Raw genomic sequence first — 15,714 nt, 5'->3', positions numbered from 1 at the left:
TTTAGGAGGCAAAAATGACAAAAGCAAATTTATCAAAAACTTATAATCCAAAAGATTTTGAACAAAGATTATATCAAGAATGGATTGATAAAGGGTATTTCAAATCTAGCCCAAATCCAGACAAAAAACCATTCTGTATAGTTTTACCTCCACCTAATATAACAGGACAACTTCACATGGGTCATGCACTTGACCATACTCTACAAGATGTTCTTATTAGATGGAAACGTATGGATGGATATGAAACATTATGGCAACCAGGAACAGACCATGCTTCTATAGCAACTGAAGTTAAGGTTGTTGAAAAAATCAAAAGAGAAGAAGGCAAGACAAAATACGAAATAGGAAGAGAAGAATTCCTAAAAAGAGCTATGGACTGGAAAGAAGAGTACGGTGGCGTTATAGTTGAACAAATGAAAAAATTAGGTTCTTCTTGTGACTGGGATAGAGAAAGATTTACAATGGACGAAGGTTGTAATGAAGCTGTAACAGAATTTTTCGTAAAATTATACGAACAAGGACATATCTACAGAGGAAACAGAATAATAAACTGGTGTCCAGATTGTAAAACTACTTTATCAGATGCAGAAGTAGAACATGAAGAACAAGATGGTAATTTCTATCATGTTAAATACTATCTAAAAGATAGCGACCAATACTTAGAAGTAGCAACTACTAGACCAGAAACAATGCTAGGTGACAGTGGTATAGCTGTTAATCCAGATGATGAAAGATACAAAGACATAGTAGGTAAGGTTGCAATACTTCCATTAGTAGGAAGAGAACTTCCAATAGTTGCAGATGATTACGTTGATAAAGAATTCGGAACTGGTATAGTTAAGATGACACCAGCTCACGACCCTAACGACTTCGGTGTTGGACAAAGACATAACTTAGAACAAATAAACGTAATGAATGAAGACGGTACTATGAACGATCTTTGTGGAAAATATGCAGGCATGGACAGATATGAATGTAGAAAAGAGCTTGTTAAGGATCTAGAAGAACAAGGCTTCTTGATAAAAATAGTTCCTCACAAACATGCTGTTGGTACTTGCTACAGATGTCATACAGTAGTAGAACCAAGATTATCTGAACAATGGTTCGTTAAAATGGATGAATTAGCAAAACCTGCTATAGATATATTAAAAAATGGAGATTTAAAATTCGTACCAGAAAGATATGGAACAGGAACTTATCTACAATGGCTAGAAAACATAAGAGACTGGTGTATATCTAGACAATTATGGTGGGGTCACCAAATACCTGCTTACTATTGTCAAGAATGTGGAGAAATAGTTGTTGCAACTAAAGCTCCAGATAAATGTCCAAAATGTGGATGCACTAACTTCAAACAAGATGAAGATGTACTAGATACTTGGTTCTCTTCAGCTTTATGGCCATTCTCAACATTAGGTTGGCCACACAATACAGAAGAATTAAAATACTACTATCCAACAGATGTATTAGTTACTGGATACGATATAATCTTCTTCTGGGTTGTAAGAATGACATTCTCAGCAATGTTCTGTATGGATGAAACTCCATTCCATCATGTTTTAATACATGGATTAGTTAGAGACTCTCAAGGTAGAAAAATGAGTAAATCTCTAGGAAATGGTATAAATCCGTTAGATGTAATAGATGAATACGGTGCTGATGCTTTAAGATTCATGTTAATCACAGGAAACTCTCCAGGAAACGACATGAGATTCTACTTCGAAAGAGTTGAAGCAGCTAGAAACTTTGCAAATAAATTATGGAATGCATCAAGATTTATATTCATGAATATAGATGAAGAATTAATCAAAGGTGTAACTAGAGAATCTGTAGAAGCTAACTTCACATTAGCAGATAAATGGATAATATCTAGAGCTAATAAAGTAGTTAAAGAAGTTACAGACAATATGGATAACTTCGACTTAGGTGTAGCTGCTACAAAAGTTCATGACTTCGCTTGGTCAGAATACTGTGACTGGTATATAGAAATAGTTAAACCAAGATTATACAGTGATGATGTAGAAGCTAAGAAAACTGTTCTATATGTATTAACTTACGTACTAGAAAAAATATTAAAATTACTACACCCATATATGCCATTCATAACAGAAGAAATATATACTTATCTACCAACAGTAGAAGGAAGTATAATGGTATCTGAATGGCCACACTACAAAGAATCAGATAACATGGCTGAAGAAGAAGCTAAAATGGAACTTACTATGGAAGGTATAAGAAACATAAGAAATGCAAGAGCAGAAATGGATGTTCCACCATCAAAGAAAGCTAAAGTTATAATAATACCAACTGAAGAAAAATTACCTGCTATAGAAGCTGGTAAAGATTACTTCATAACTCTAGCATCTGCTTCAGAAGTTCAAATCCAAATGAACGAAGACAATATACCAGAAGATGCAGTAAGTGTTGTTATAGATGGAGTTAAGATATTTATACCACTTGATGAATTAGTAGACTTCAACAAAGAGTTAGATAGATTAAATAAAGAAAAAGCTAAAATAGAAAGCGAAATTAAGAGAGTTAACGGAAAATTATCTAACCAAGGATTCATATCTAAGGCTCCAGAAAAATTAGTTAATGAAGAAAAAGCTAAAAAAGAAAAATATGAAGAAATGCTAAAATCTGTATTAGAAAGACTAGAAAGTATAGAAGCGAAAATAAAATAGTTGAGTTAGTTTAATACTATATTTAAATAACTGGCCTAACGGGCTAAATTGATTTCTTGGTCGAAGAGGATGTGAGATATATTTATATGTTGAGCATCCTCTTTTTATTTGATTTTATTAATATTTATATCTTTAAATAGTATTATAAATTTTGGAAAAATGTAAACAATTTTAAATAATCTTAAGTTTTGTGTTATGTAAATTTAAAGCCTAATTATAAATTAATTAAGAATTCAAGATTAACCTTATATATAAGGAGATGATACTATGAAGAGAAAAATAAAATTAAGTAAGTGTATAAAATTTTTTATTATTATTATAGCAGTAATTTTTTGTATTGATATACTAAAAAATTCATTTTTAAGTAATATAGCTGTAGATGGTATTAATTTTATAACAAATATTGAAAATCGTATAGGATTAACAGATGATAAATCTACTTTTAATAAGAATCAAGATGATGATTTGGTATTAGTAAATAAAGATAATCCGCTAACTTCTGATTATAAGCCCAAAAATCTAGTCAAACCAAATATAATATTTTTAGATAGCTCAATAGAAGAAGAAAGATACATGAAACAGGAAGCAGCAACTTCTTTAGAGGAATTATTTCAAAATGCAAAGCAAAATAACATAACCTTAATAGGCTCATCAGCATATAGATCATATCAAACACAGGCGAATATATACAATAAATATTATAAAGAAAAGGGGCAAGAATACACAAAGCAATATGTAGCGACTCCTGGTGAAAGCGAGCATCAAACTGGTTTAGCTATTGATGTAACTAATCCATCTAGATGTTTTGATAAGACAAGTATAGAAGCTCAGTGGCTTGCCAATAATGTATATAAATACGGATTTATACTTTGTTATCCAGAAAACAAAGAAGATATTACAGGCTATAGTTATGAGCCTTGGCATATAAGATATATCGGAAAAGATATAGCAGAGAAAATTTATATGAATTCAGAGACATTAGAGGAATATTTAAAGCATGATAATTAGGAAAATGTTTTATCAGAAAAAAATAATTTTTATGTAGATTTATATACACTATATTTTGTCCAAAGACTGGAAATATATTATAATATATAATATGGTAATGTATACGGGATTATTATCTAAGATAAGACGTAAGTTACAATATATAATATTAATACAAGAAAGGAGAAGTTATTGAGAATTTATATTTTCAATAACGATACAAAAATTGAATTACCAAGAATCACTAAAATTCATAGAAGAATCTCATAAGTTTGGGATTAGATTAGGACTTGAAAACTCACTTAAACTACTTGAGTTATTAGGAAATCCACAAGAAAAATTAAAAATAATACATGTAGCAGGAACTAATGGAAAGGGTTCTGTATGCTCATTTATTGCAAATTCATTACAAGCAGAAGGGTATAAGGTAGGTCTTTATACTTCTCCATATTTAGAAACTTTCACAGAAAGAATAAGAATAAATGGACAAAATATACCAGAAGAAGATGTTGCTAGAATAGTAACAATGATGAAGGATAAAATAGAACAAATGGTCAAAGAAGGATTTGCTTATCCAACTGAGTTCGAAATAGAAACTGCTATGGCATTTTACTATTATTGGGAACAAAAGGTTGACTACGTAGCTTTAGAGGTTGGTCTAGGTGGTAGATACGATGCTACTAACGTTATAAAGAATTCTCTTGCAAGTGTAATAGTTTCTTTAAGTTTAGATCATATAGGCGTATTAGGCGATACTTTAGCTAAAATAGCTTACGAAAAAGCTGGAATAATAAAACCTAATGGATTAACTGTATCTTACAAACAAGATGATGAAGCTGCACAAGTTATAAAGGATGTCTGCAAAGAACAAAATTCAGAATATGTAGAAGTAGATTTTGACTCAATAAATGTTAAAAAATCTGATGTATCATCTCAAATATTTGACTGTGTAATCGACGGTGAAAAATTTGAAGATATAGAAATTCAATTAATAGGAGACCACCAAGTTCTAAATGCTACTTTAGCTCTTACAGTATTAAAATCTATAAGAGATAAAAGAGATGTTAAATTAAGCAACGAAGCTATCAAGAAAGGCTTCCATGATACTAAATGGCCAGGAAGAATCGAAAAAATAAAAGACGATCCTGTGTTCATAATAGATGGCGCTCACAACGAAGACGGTGCGAGATCATTAACTAAAGCACTAGAAAAGAACTTCAAGGGACAAAAATTAACTTTCTTAATAGGAATGCTAGCAGACAAGGATATAGATTCTGTTTTAGAGCTATTAATGGATAAATTCCAAAAGGTTGTAACAACTACTCCAGACAGCGACAGAGCGATAAGCTGTGAAGAATTAAAGGCTAAAATAGAAAAATACGGAAAAGAAGTTGTGGCAATACCTAAAATAGAAGATGCTGTAAAATATGTGCTTGATCACGCTGAAAAGGATGAAGTTATAATTGCAGCAGGTTCATTGTATATGATAGGACATATAAGAAGTATAGTCAAATAGATATAGTTTTTAATATGAAAAAAATCCACCGGGGAATATATATCCTCGATGGATTTTTTTTAATTATCGGTTTTTCTTTATAGGAAAATACACTTCAGTTATATTTTCATTTGGATTTGTAGTATAGGGATCGTTTAAATAAACTTCATAAGGTGGAGCGATTATTTTATATCTATTTTCCTCTATCCATTTCATCAATTTTGCGTATACCTCTGTTAAGCCAGAATAATTTCCATTTAAAGTTGATTTAGCACATAATGAACCAGGAAAATCGCGAGTACCAGTTGCATATTCCTCGACAGCTAGTGCAAATTCTGTGTCGTTGTGAAGTGGATCGTAGTCAGGGCTATGGTAAATTGCCATTGGCTCTCCAATTAAGGTTAAGTTTTCTTTAGCTATTTTTTGGTATAGTTTGCTAAAATAAGGTATATATCCGTTTTTATAGTCGTCCTCTGTTAATATTTTTCTGATAGAAATTATATTTAGCGTTTGTGTTTCTACAAGTTGTATATCCGAATCATTTAGATCCGGTATTATTGAAATGCCGTTTTGTAAATTGGAAATATCTTTTTCTAATTGTTTTATATTGTATTTGATTTTTTTCATATTTTCTTCCATTGTATCTCGCTTTTTGATTAGCGATTTAATTAGAGCTTCCTCTTGTTCATATGTTTCTAAATTGATTAATTCTTTGATTTTATCTAAAGAGAAATTGTAGGATTTTAGCTTGATTATAAACAGCATTTTTTCTAATTGATCAATTGAATAATATCTGTAATTACTTTTTGGATTTATTTCATCAGGTTTTATTAAACCAATTTCATCGTAGTATCTAAGTGTTTTTTGTGATACTCCACATATTTTTGAGAATTCTCCGATAGATAGCATTTTTTACCTCCAACAGAAATATTATTTACCTTAAGTATAATATTTTACCTAAGGTAAGAGTCAACGATAATGTTGGATTAATTTACATAAAATATTATTATGGATAAAAGGGACGAGCTGTACAAGCATAATTTACGAAAAAAACTAATATATTATTGTAGTATAGTTTGAGAAAGGAGGGAGGTTTTGAAGGTATATATTTCTAATTATTTGTCGCACAGCATAAGTATCATTGATTACGAAACTCTTGAAACTGAAAGAGAGATTGAATTAAAAGAAAATATTTATCCACATCACTTTTGGATAGAGGAAAAAGAGCAAAAAATATTTATACCCAGCTTAAATAATGGAACGCTTTATACTTTAGATATGATAAGTGGCGAAATTATCGATTCGGTATCTGTTGGTGGTAGCTTAAGCCAAATATTTATGTACGAAAAGGAATTATTTATCTCTAATGAGGATACAAATAGCATTTATATAATAAATAAAGATACGTTAGATTTAATAGGTATGATAACTGTAGACGATATGCCACATGGATTTAGCTATGATCAGAAAAATAAAAGGTTGTACGTTCCATGTATAAATTCAATAGTATGCATAGATATAGAAAATAAAGTTATCAATAAGAAAATCGATACTGATTTTAAAGCGTGGCATTTAAAAGTGGATAAGATAAAAAACGAAATATATATATCAACATTGGACGGGAAATTAGTAATTTTAAAGGGAGAAACCTTAGAAGTAATTGGCATTTTTGAGGAGCTGTTGTTGCCTGTTCAGATAGAGTTTAATTACAGGGACAGCAAGGTGTATATAAGTGATTTAGGATACAATCAGATAAAAATTTTAGATTATAAAATGGGAAAATATATAGGAAAAATAAAAATCGACGGAATTCCACAAGGGCTTGAAATATCTAAGGATTGTAGTAGGTTATTTGTATCGGATACGAAAAATAACACTATAAAGGTTTACGATACAAAGACAAATCGACTACTAAAAGAGCTTCAAGTAGGAAAAGAGCCTACAACAATAGTTTGTTTGTAGGCTATTTTTTATATGTAGTAAGTAAATTTATTACTTCGGCGTACATATGAGAAGCGTTCTTTTTCCAGTTATTGCAAATATGATTTGCTTGTTTTTCAGAAGAAACATTTAGATTTAAATCTATTAAATTGCTTTGATTTTCAATTACTCTAAGATTGACGATGAATTCATTTTCACTTTGTTTAACAAAACTAGATTTTACTTGAGTTTCAGCTAATAAGCTTTCTTTGTTTAATTTTATATAGTGGTCTACTTTGTTAGCTGAATCAATTGGAATTTTAAGCATAAGAGATTCTAATGTTTCAAGTCCCTTTTGAGTTAGACAATAAAACTCTTTGTCAGAGTCTTTATATATCTTTAAAAATTTTGATTCCATAAGCTGAGATAAAAGTTGTTGCAATGAAAAATAATTCATCATTTCGGTTTCTAAAACAACTTGAGTGATTTGAGAATTTGTCAAATCCATTTTAATTTTATATAAAATATACAAGATTAAAAGCTTGTGGTAAGCTGTTTCTTCAGATGAATTTTCAAACATATTTATCATCCTCCACTAAACTATTATAATACTATATTAAACTAAAATATAGAAAAAAAAAAGGTGTAAAATCGTTAAATTTTTTTACATCGAATATTTTTTTATGAAAAAAGGCTACCAGATTGGTAGCCTCCTTTGTTGGTTTTTCCACCTAAAAGTTTTTAGGGGATTTTAATACTCAAGCATTAAAATTTACTATTTACCAGCCATTTGTTTTTCAGCCATTTCGACTAATTTCTTAGTCATATATCCACCAACATAGCCATTTTGTCTAGCTGTTAAATTACCTTTATCAACTGTTTCATAGTTAGATAAACCTAATTCGTTAGCTATTTCTAATTTCATTTGGTTTAATGCAGCTTTAGCCTCTGGAACAACTTGTCTGTTATTTGTGTTTGCCATAGTAAATTTCCTCCTTAAGTTAATCAACATTTATTTAATGTTGTTGATTATAATTTCTCCAAATTGAAATATTATATTCTAAAAAAATTTGGCAGAGCAGTTATTTTTAAGGAATTTAAAAAATTAGTTATTTTTTTATAAATAGAAAAATAAATTTTTAATAGAATATATGAAGTTATAAATAGTGAAGGAGGATGAGTTTACTTTTGAGAAAAAAAGCTTTTTTAAATAGTATAATTTTATTTTTAATTGGATTGATTTTGATTTTTGCATTAGCTTTTTGTATAAAGACGTATTTCAGCGAGCAAAATGCAGATATTCCGATACACAAGGTCGATACAGACGAGAAGAAAATTTCTCTGACATTTGATATTTCCTACAGCGAGAGAAATGTAGAGGAGATTTTGGATATTTTAGATAAGTACGATGTGAAAGCGACTTTTTTTGTTGTAGGCAATTGGATAGATAAAAATAAAGCTGTAGTAGAGGAAATATATAAGAGAGGTCACGAAATAGAAAACCATTCTAATACACATCCTAATTTCAATGAAATATCAGAGGAGGATATAAAGGAAGAACTGGAATTGACTTCTAAAAAAATTCAAGAAATAACAGGAAAGAAATCTAACATATTCAGACCACCGTTTGGAGAAATCAATGAAAATAGAGTAAAGCTATGTGAATCCCTAGGATATACAGTCGTAAAATGGAATGTAGATTCAATGGATTGGAAAAATATAGATGATAATAACATAATTGACAGAGTTGCACAAAATACTTCTCCAGGTTCTATAATATTATTTCACGGAGATGGCAAAAATGTAGATTATTATTTGGATCAAATTGTATATTATTTTAAACAAAATGGATATAACATGGTCAAGGTTTCAGATTTAATTTACCATGAAAATTACTACATAGATTCATCTGGTGTCCAGAGATTAAAGAAATAATTTAAATATAAATAGCTAGTACATAAAAATAAAATGTAATAAATATTGATTTAAAAAAATATATTTATAACGTATAGAGATAAAGAAATAATTAACAATTCGGAGGGATAAAGAGTATGGTAGTTATGAAAGGCGATACAAATATTGTAAATTTGTGTGGAGAACTTGAAGATAATTTAGAATTTAGTCATGAAATATTTGGAGAAAAATTTTATAATGCAAAAATAAAAATAAATAGATTGAGTGATTCTAGTGATATCTTGCCAATGACTATTTCAGAGCGATTGATACAGGAATTAGACTTCGAAAAGAATAAGCATGTAAATGTAATCGGGCAGCTTAGATCCTACAATAAGAATGTAGGAGAAAAAAACAAATTAATTTTAACTGTATTTGTAAGAGAGATAAAGCCAATTGACGAAGAAAATAAAGACCCTAACAGCATTTACCTAGATGGATATATATGTAAACGTCCCACATATAGAAAGACGCCTTTAGGAAGGGAGATAACCGATTTATTAGTAGCTATAAATAGACCTTACAACAAATCTGATTATATACCTTCTATAGTGTGGGGCAGAAATGCAAAGTTTGCCAGAAATTTAAAAGTAGGTGACAGGATTCAAATGTGGGGTAGAATTCAAAGTAGACCTTATGAAAAGAAAATAGATGAAGAGACTATAGTAAAAAAAGTAGCCTATGAGGTTTCAGTTTCTAAAATAAAAAAAGTAGAAGAGGATGAAAATTAAATATTTACGTATTAAAAATTAAATAAAAGATGTAAAATATAAATAAGAATTTTATAATCTATAGAAACAATGTTTTCATATAAATTATACAAATACGATTTCTTGTGTATTTTAAAAATTTATCCTCTAAAATATAATGGAGGATTTTTTGTTTAATAAAATTAAGGAGGATTAGCATGAGTATTAATTATACAGTAGTTGCAGTTATAATGCTATTTGTAGTTCTTGTAAGCATCCAATTTACACTAAATAAAATATTGATGATTTTAAAGGATATAAGAGAAATACTTCTTAATAATAAGGTAAAGGATGATTATAATGAAAGAACTAGAAAATATTAAAGATGATATACAGAACATAGCAGAGGCTATTTTGTCTGTTTTAAATATAGATGTAACAATAGTTGACGAGAACTTTATAAGAATTGCAGGTACAGGAAAATATATAGATAAAATTGGAGACGAGGTCGATGGATATTCTGCTTTTAAGAAATCTTTTACGGAACAGGTTGAAATTTTTATTGAAGATCCAAAGAACAGTGATATTTGCAAAGGATGTGACCATGTAGGGCTTTGTAAGGAGTTTGCAGAGGTATGCTGTCCTATAGTTCTAGATGGTAAGTCTTATGGAGTTATAGGACTTATAGCGTTTAGCCAAGAACAATCTGATGCTATAAAGGGTAATATAAATGACTTGATGAATTTTTTAAAAAAAATGGCAGATTTGATTTCGAGCAAGCTAAAGGCGCAGATAAATACTGAGGAATTAGAGGTAGAGAAAAAGAAGCTAGAGATTTTACTAGATAATATGGATAAGGCTGTAGTTTCTGTAGATATAAATGGCCATGTAGATAAGTGCAATCATAAGTTTAAAGAGTTATTTAACTTAAGGGATGAGGATTTATTTCAAAAGAGTATGTTTGATGTATTGAATTTCATTAAAAAAGTAAATGACAATAATTTCAATAAATATAAAATGGGGAGCTTTGTCTACAATAAAAGAAACAGAAATGTAAAAGGAATTTACAATATAAATAAAATAATGATAAAAGGAAAGTTCAAAGGATATGTTATAGACTTCATAGAAAAGAAGGAGGCTATAAAGAACTACAATAAAATCAACAAGGATTATAAAATAACCTTAGATAATATAATCGGAAATAGCGAGCTGATAATTCAAACTAAAAGAAATGCATTGATAGCATCTCATTCTACATCGACTATATTGATTACCGGCGAAAGTGGAACGGGTAAAGAATTATTTGCAAGATCAATACATAATCATAGCGCTAGAGCGGATCATCCTTTTGTAACTGTAAACTGTGCTGCAATCCCAGACAACCTACTGGAAAGTGAGTTATTTGGATATGAAGAAGGGGCTTTTACAGGTGCTAAGAAGGGTGGTAAATTAGGAAAATTTGAATTAGCTGATAAAGGAACTATATTCTTAGATGAAATAGGAGATATGAGCTTGCATTTACAGGCTAAGCTACTTAGAGTTCTCCAAGAGCGCGAGTTAGATAAAATCGGTGGAAAGAGCAATATATTCATAGATGTAAGAATTATTGCAGCTACAAATAAAAATTTAAGTGCTATGGTTAAAAATGGCTCTTTCAGAGAGGATTTATATTATAGATTGAATGTTATTCCTATAAAATTACCAAGCCTTAGAGAGCGTAGAGAGGATATACCGCTGTTGATTGATTATATGATAAAGGAATATTCGGACAAGCTTGGAAAAGAGATTTTAGGAATAGACGAAAATGCCAAGCAGCTACTTATGAATTATGAATGGCCAGGTAATATTAGAGAGCTTCAAAATGTAATTGAATATAGCATAAATATGTCTCAGTCTAAAATTCTAACATTAGATTCTATGCCAAAAACACTTACAACCATAAATTATGTTGAAGAAAGAGTAGACAACGAAGAAATAAGAACATTAGAAGAATTAGAAATTAGAGAAATAAAAAGAGCTTTAGATTTGTATAAAAATTATAAAAAGGATAAGGAATTAGCCGCAAATGCTTTGGGGATATCTAGAGCTACTTTATATAGAAAATTAGAAAAATACAGGGATAAGCTCGATGTAAAATGATTTAAAATTGCAATTTGATTTAAAATAGTCTCAAAATGAGATAAAATATCATAATGAGATTATTTTTTTTGAAATTGAGAAAATATAAATATATATTACTTCAAAAAAATAAATATAAAATGATAATCTAAAAAATATTTAAAGTAATTATCAAAAAATAATTAATAAAAAATATTTTTTGAAATGTAAAAAGTTGGCACGAAAAATGCTTTTAATATTATTAAGAAAAATTTTTATTTGAATTATGAGATTTATTTTGTTTTAGTTAATTTAGGAGGAACGGTTATGAGAGATATAAGAAAACAATTAATTGAAATGTTAAAGGCAGAAGTAAAGCCTGCATTAGGATGTACAGAACCAGTAGCAGTAGCACTAGCTTGTGCTAAGGCTAAAGAATTATTAGATGAAGAAATAGTAGAAAACAGAATTTTAGTAAGTCCAAGTATATATAAAAATGGAATGTGCGTAGGAATTCCAGGTACAGATAGACTAGGATTAAAAATAGCAGTTGCAATGGGATTTGTGGGAGGACATTCAGAAAATGGTTTAACAGTATTAGAAACACTAGATGATGAACAAGTAAAAGAATCAGAAGACTATGTAGATACAAAGCCTATAAATATAATTCCAGCACAAACTAAAGATAAAGTATTTATAGAAGTTGATTTAAGAGGAGAAAATAACATAGCAAAAGTAGTTATAAAAGAAAAACACGACAATTTTGTATATCTACAAAAGAATCAAGAGGTTTTATTAGATACAGGTGATTTTAACCAAGAAGATGTTGTAGAAGAAACTGCTTCACCAAGAAAAGAAACATTAATGGATACTACAGATATAAAAGAAATAGTACAAAATGTTGAAAAAATGGATTTTGAAGATATTAAATTCTTACTAGATGGAATTCAAATGAATATGGACATAGCCAAATATGGATTAAATAATAAAGCTGGAATCGGTGTAGGATTTGGTATAAAGAGAGCTAAAGAAGAAGGATATATGTCTAATGATTTATTAACTGAAGCTATGATGCTTACAGCTGCAGCTTCAGATGCTAGAATGGCAGGTATAAAAATGCCTGTTATGAGTTCAAATGGTAGTGGTAACCACGGTTTAACAGCTATACTTCCAATAGTTGCATATAATAACAAATACCCTCAAACTGATGAAAATTTAGCAAAAGCATTGGCAATATCTCATCTAGTAACTGGATATATAAAAAATTACACTGGTAGATTATCTGCAGTTTGTGGATGTGGTGTAGCTGCTTCTACAGGATCAGCTGCTGGTATATCTTGGCTTATGGATAGAGATATAAATCACATAAAAGGTGCTATAGAAAACATGATAGCTAATTTAAGTGGTATGATTTGTGACGGTGCAAAGGCTGGTTGTGCATTAAAATTATCTTCAGCAGCATCAGCATCAATTCAAAGTGCCATAATAGCAAAACAAGGCTTCCATGTACCACCTAAAAATGGAATAATCGGCGACAAAGTAGAAGAATCAATCAAGAACTTAGGAAAAGTAAGTGACCAAGGTATGCAAATTACAGACCAAGTAATTATAGATGTAATGAACGAAATAAATAAAGTTAAATAGTGTATAAATTAGGCACAAGTTAATAAGTATAGATATTTAAATTAAAAATAACTCTATTTTGATCTTATATGATTGGAATAGAGTTATTTTTTTGCATATAATTAAAAAAATGAAACTTTTTTCGAAAAATAATACACTATATAACGAAAGGAGAATAAAATGAGCGCTCAGATATCACTAGAAAATTTTGAAGAAATATATAAAGCTACATACAATAGCACGCTAAAATACATAATATGTAAATGTTCAAATATAGAAGATGTTAACGATTTATTGCAAGAGACATATGTAGAGCTTTATAAAATTTTAAAAAGAAAAAAATACATAATATTACAAAATCAATCGAATTTCGTTATAGGAATAGCTAAAAAGAAAATACAAAGACATTATGGATTACTGTATAAACTAAAAGCATATTCTATATCGAAAAATTCAGGAGATGATGAATACGAATTAGACATACCATCTGATATAGATATAGAAGTTCAAGCGATAGCTAAACTAAATGCAGAAATGGTTTGGAGATATATTAAGAAAAAGGATATTAAAGTAGTTAGGGTATTTTATTTATATTATTACTCAGATTTGAAAATATCAGAAATCTCAAAGGAGCTGGGAATGAGTGATTCTAATGTGAAAAATATATTGTATAGGACTATAAAAGATATTAGGAAAAATGTGAAGATTGAAGGTGACAAGAATGTCTAATGATCTAAAGAAACAGATAGAAAAGGAATTTGATAGAGAAAAAAATTACAATATTATTTTATATAAAGTGGAAGGTGTGAGTACAATGAGAAAGCTTAAAGTGAGATATATTGTAGCTTCAATGTGTGTCTTAGCAGTAGTATTGGCTTGTTTTGTGAAATTAAAAGATATAGGAATAAACTATATAGCTAAAAATAATAGTACTGTAGAACAAACTGAAAATATTGAATTAAATATAAACAAAATAAAAGTAATGTCACAAGCTAGTTTAGATGCAGATATAAAAACTATAGAAATTAAAAATCTGCCGGAACGATTTGAATTTATGAATAATATTAAATTGCCAAGTGGATTTAAATTAGATTATAGCTATAATGTTTATACTAGAAGCAATATAAATTCTGATGAGTATGATATGCTACATGATTATGTGTTTTATTATCAAAAGGATGATGGAGAAAAAAATATAAATTTAACATTTTCGGAAATTGAAGAACCGATTAGGGATTACTATATAGAGAATACTATATCTAAAAAATCGAAAATTGGAGATATTGAACTTCTAATCTCTCAATTTAATACTACATATATTGTGACGTTTAATAATAACGGTATAAATTTTGATATAGAAACAAATAATATATCAGAGAATGAATTGGTAGAGTTGTTGGAATCTATAATAGTACAAAAGTAGTTGTTAATTAAAAATAGACCTTATTCCAGATGATAAGGCCTATTTTTTATGTAGCATAAAAATATTATTGGATGTTTTCTTTAACATATGAAGCCATTTCGCGGACCTTTTCGTTTTCGTCGTGTAGAGCCATATCTATGTATTTATTGTATTTAGGTTCGTAGTTATTTAGCATGGCATTTAAAGCATTAGTCTTCCATCTCCATACATCGTCTTTAGAGATATACCAAAATTTTGGATTCATGACATCTTTTAAAAACTCGTAATCCATTTCAATTATTTTTTCTAAAGATATATGCTCGCTTAATTCTTCTAAGCCTGGAAAATCTTCATCTTCAGTCCATTTATCTTTATTAAAAGGACAAACATCTTGGCAAATATCGCATCCAAATACCCAACTGTCAATTTCTTTTTTATATTTTTCATTAGGCATATCCCAGCCCTCAAAAGTCGTCAAGCAAGATACACAAGTTGAGCGATTTGTCATGTATGGTTCCGCTAATGAATTTGTTGGACATGATTTTACACATAGGTTGCAATTAGTAGGGCATTTTTTAATTTGTACATCTGGCTTTAGCTCTAGTTCTTTGTCGATAATCCAAGCCTCTAACTTTACCCATGAACCAGAATTTGAGTAGAAGAAGTTGTTTTTTCTTATAATTCCTAAGCCTGCTTTGAGAGCTGCCCATCTCAATGCAGTTATGCCAAACGGTCTGTCGGTTTTGTTTTTTATACCGATTTCGTTAAGGTAGCTTTCAAACGCAATACTGCTTTTATACCCATCTGAATTTTTATCTCTTCTGCTGTCTACTAAATAGGATTTTGCAATTAAACCTTTTAGAT

At 29.4% G+C, this 15,714-nt stretch carries 15 protein-coding genes; 11 read left to right on the top strand and 4 right to left on the bottom strand.

Annotation, left to right across the window (positions count from 1 at the left end; all coding sequences use genetic code 11):
- Positions 1-14 precede the first annotated feature (14 nt).
- The 3 genes from SPD90_RS05130 (at position 15) to SPD90_RS05120 (ending at position 5,187) form a co-directional block, all read left to right on the top strand.
- On the top strand, positions 15-2,684 hold the full coding sequence (locus tag SPD90_RS05130) for a valine--tRNA ligase (protein ID WP_320624822.1): 2,670 nt from the start codon (positions 15-17) through the stop codon (positions 2,682-2,684).
- A 267-nt stretch (positions 2,685-2,951) separates the two neighbouring features.
- The gene (locus SPD90_RS05125; protein ID WP_320924517.1) at positions 2,952-3,692 is read left to right on the top strand and encodes a M15 family metallopeptidase; all 741 of its coding nucleotides are present in this window, start codon (positions 2,952-2,954) and stop codon (positions 3,690-3,692) included.
- A 205-nt stretch (positions 3,693-3,897) separates the two neighbouring features.
- Positions 3,898-5,187, top strand: a complete 1,290-nt coding sequence (locus SPD90_RS05120) for a bifunctional folylpolyglutamate synthase/dihydrofolate synthase (protein WP_320624824.1) — start codon at positions 3,898-3,900, stop codon at positions 5,185-5,187.
- Between the two features lie 63 nt (positions 5,188-5,250).
- Here SPD90_RS05120 and SPD90_RS05115 read toward each other — a convergent pair whose 3' ends face one another.
- Entirely contained in the window at positions 5,251-6,075 is an 825-nt protein-coding gene (locus SPD90_RS05115; protein WP_320924516.1) for a MerR family transcriptional regulator, read from the bottom strand.
- 186 nt (positions 6,076-6,261) lie between these two features.
- On the opposite strand from SPD90_RS05115, the gene SPD90_RS05110 reads away from it, so the two are divergent.
- Positions 6,262-7,128 carry a YncE family protein gene (locus tag SPD90_RS05110; protein WP_320924515.1) on the top strand — a complete coding sequence of 289 codons (867 nt, stop codon included), beginning with the start codon at positions 6,262-6,264 and terminating at the stop codon, positions 7,126-7,128.
- Position 7,129: 1 nt separating this feature from the next.
- Here the strand turns inward: SPD90_RS05110 and SPD90_RS05105 are convergent, their stop codons facing one another.
- Entirely contained in the window at positions 7,130-7,666 is a 537-nt protein-coding gene (locus tag SPD90_RS05105) for a DUF4364 family protein (protein WP_320624827.1), read from the bottom strand.
- A gap of 195 nt (positions 7,667-7,861) precedes the next feature.
- Complete coding sequence (locus SPD90_RS05100) at positions 7,862-8,068, bottom strand: alpha/beta-type small acid-soluble spore protein (protein ID WP_290686549.1); 207 nt, start codon at positions 8,066-8,068, stop codon at positions 7,862-7,864.
- 194 nt (positions 8,069-8,262) lie between these two features.
- On the opposite strand from SPD90_RS05100, the gene SPD90_RS05095 reads away from it, so the two are divergent.
- The 7 genes from SPD90_RS05095 (at position 8,263) to SPD90_RS05065 (ending at position 14,871) form a co-directional block, all read left to right on the top strand.
- Positions 8,263-9,021, top strand: a complete 759-nt coding sequence (locus SPD90_RS05095; protein ID WP_320924514.1) for a polysaccharide deacetylase family protein — start codon at positions 8,263-8,265, stop codon at positions 9,019-9,021.
- 116 nt (positions 9,022-9,137) lie between these two features.
- Positions 9,138-9,770, top strand: a complete 633-nt coding sequence (locus SPD90_RS05090; protein ID WP_320924513.1) for a single-stranded DNA-binding protein — start codon at positions 9,138-9,140, stop codon at positions 9,768-9,770.
- 176 nt (positions 9,771-9,946) lie between these two features.
- A complete protein-coding gene (locus SPD90_RS05085) occupies positions 9,947-10,111 on the top strand; it encodes a hypothetical protein (RefSeq protein WP_320924512.1) in 165 nt (54 codons plus the stop codon).
- Positions 10,080-11,867 (top strand): sigma-54 interaction domain-containing protein, encoded by a 1,788-nt coding sequence (locus SPD90_RS05080; protein ID WP_320924511.1) that lies wholly within the window; start codon positions 10,080-10,082, stop codon positions 11,865-11,867. Before SPD90_RS05085 ends, SPD90_RS05080 begins: the two co-directional genes overlap by 32 nt.
- A gap of 285 nt (positions 11,868-12,152) precedes the next feature.
- Positions 12,153-13,469: an L-cysteine desulfidase family protein gene (locus SPD90_RS05075; protein ID WP_320924510.1), complete on the top strand. Its 1,317-nt coding sequence runs from the start codon at positions 12,153-12,155 to the stop codon at positions 13,467-13,469.
- Positions 13,470-13,628: 159 nt separating this feature from the next.
- Entirely contained in the window at positions 13,629-14,177 is a 549-nt protein-coding gene (locus SPD90_RS05070; protein ID WP_320924509.1) for an RNA polymerase sigma factor, read from the top strand.
- Positions 14,170-14,871 (top strand): hypothetical protein, encoded by a 702-nt coding sequence (locus tag SPD90_RS05065; protein ID WP_320924508.1) that lies wholly within the window; start codon positions 14,170-14,172, stop codon positions 14,869-14,871. Before SPD90_RS05070 ends, SPD90_RS05065 begins: the two co-directional genes overlap by 8 nt.
- Before the next feature lie 64 nt (positions 14,872-14,935).
- On the opposite strand, the gene SPD90_RS05060 is transcribed toward SPD90_RS05065, so the two are convergent.
- Positions 14,936-15,565, bottom strand: coding sequence for an epoxyqueuosine reductase (locus SPD90_RS05060; RefSeq protein ID WP_320924507.1), 630 nt, complete (start codon positions 15,563-15,565; stop codon positions 14,936-14,938).
- Positions 15,566-15,714 lie beyond the last annotated feature (149 nt).

This window comes from Intestinibacter sp., assembly GCF_034113885.1.
In the GTDB taxonomy this organism is placed as follows: Bacteria; Bacillota; Clostridia; order Peptostreptococcales; family Peptostreptococcaceae; genus Intestinibacter.
This window is presented reverse-complemented; position numbering and strand designations above follow the sequence as displayed.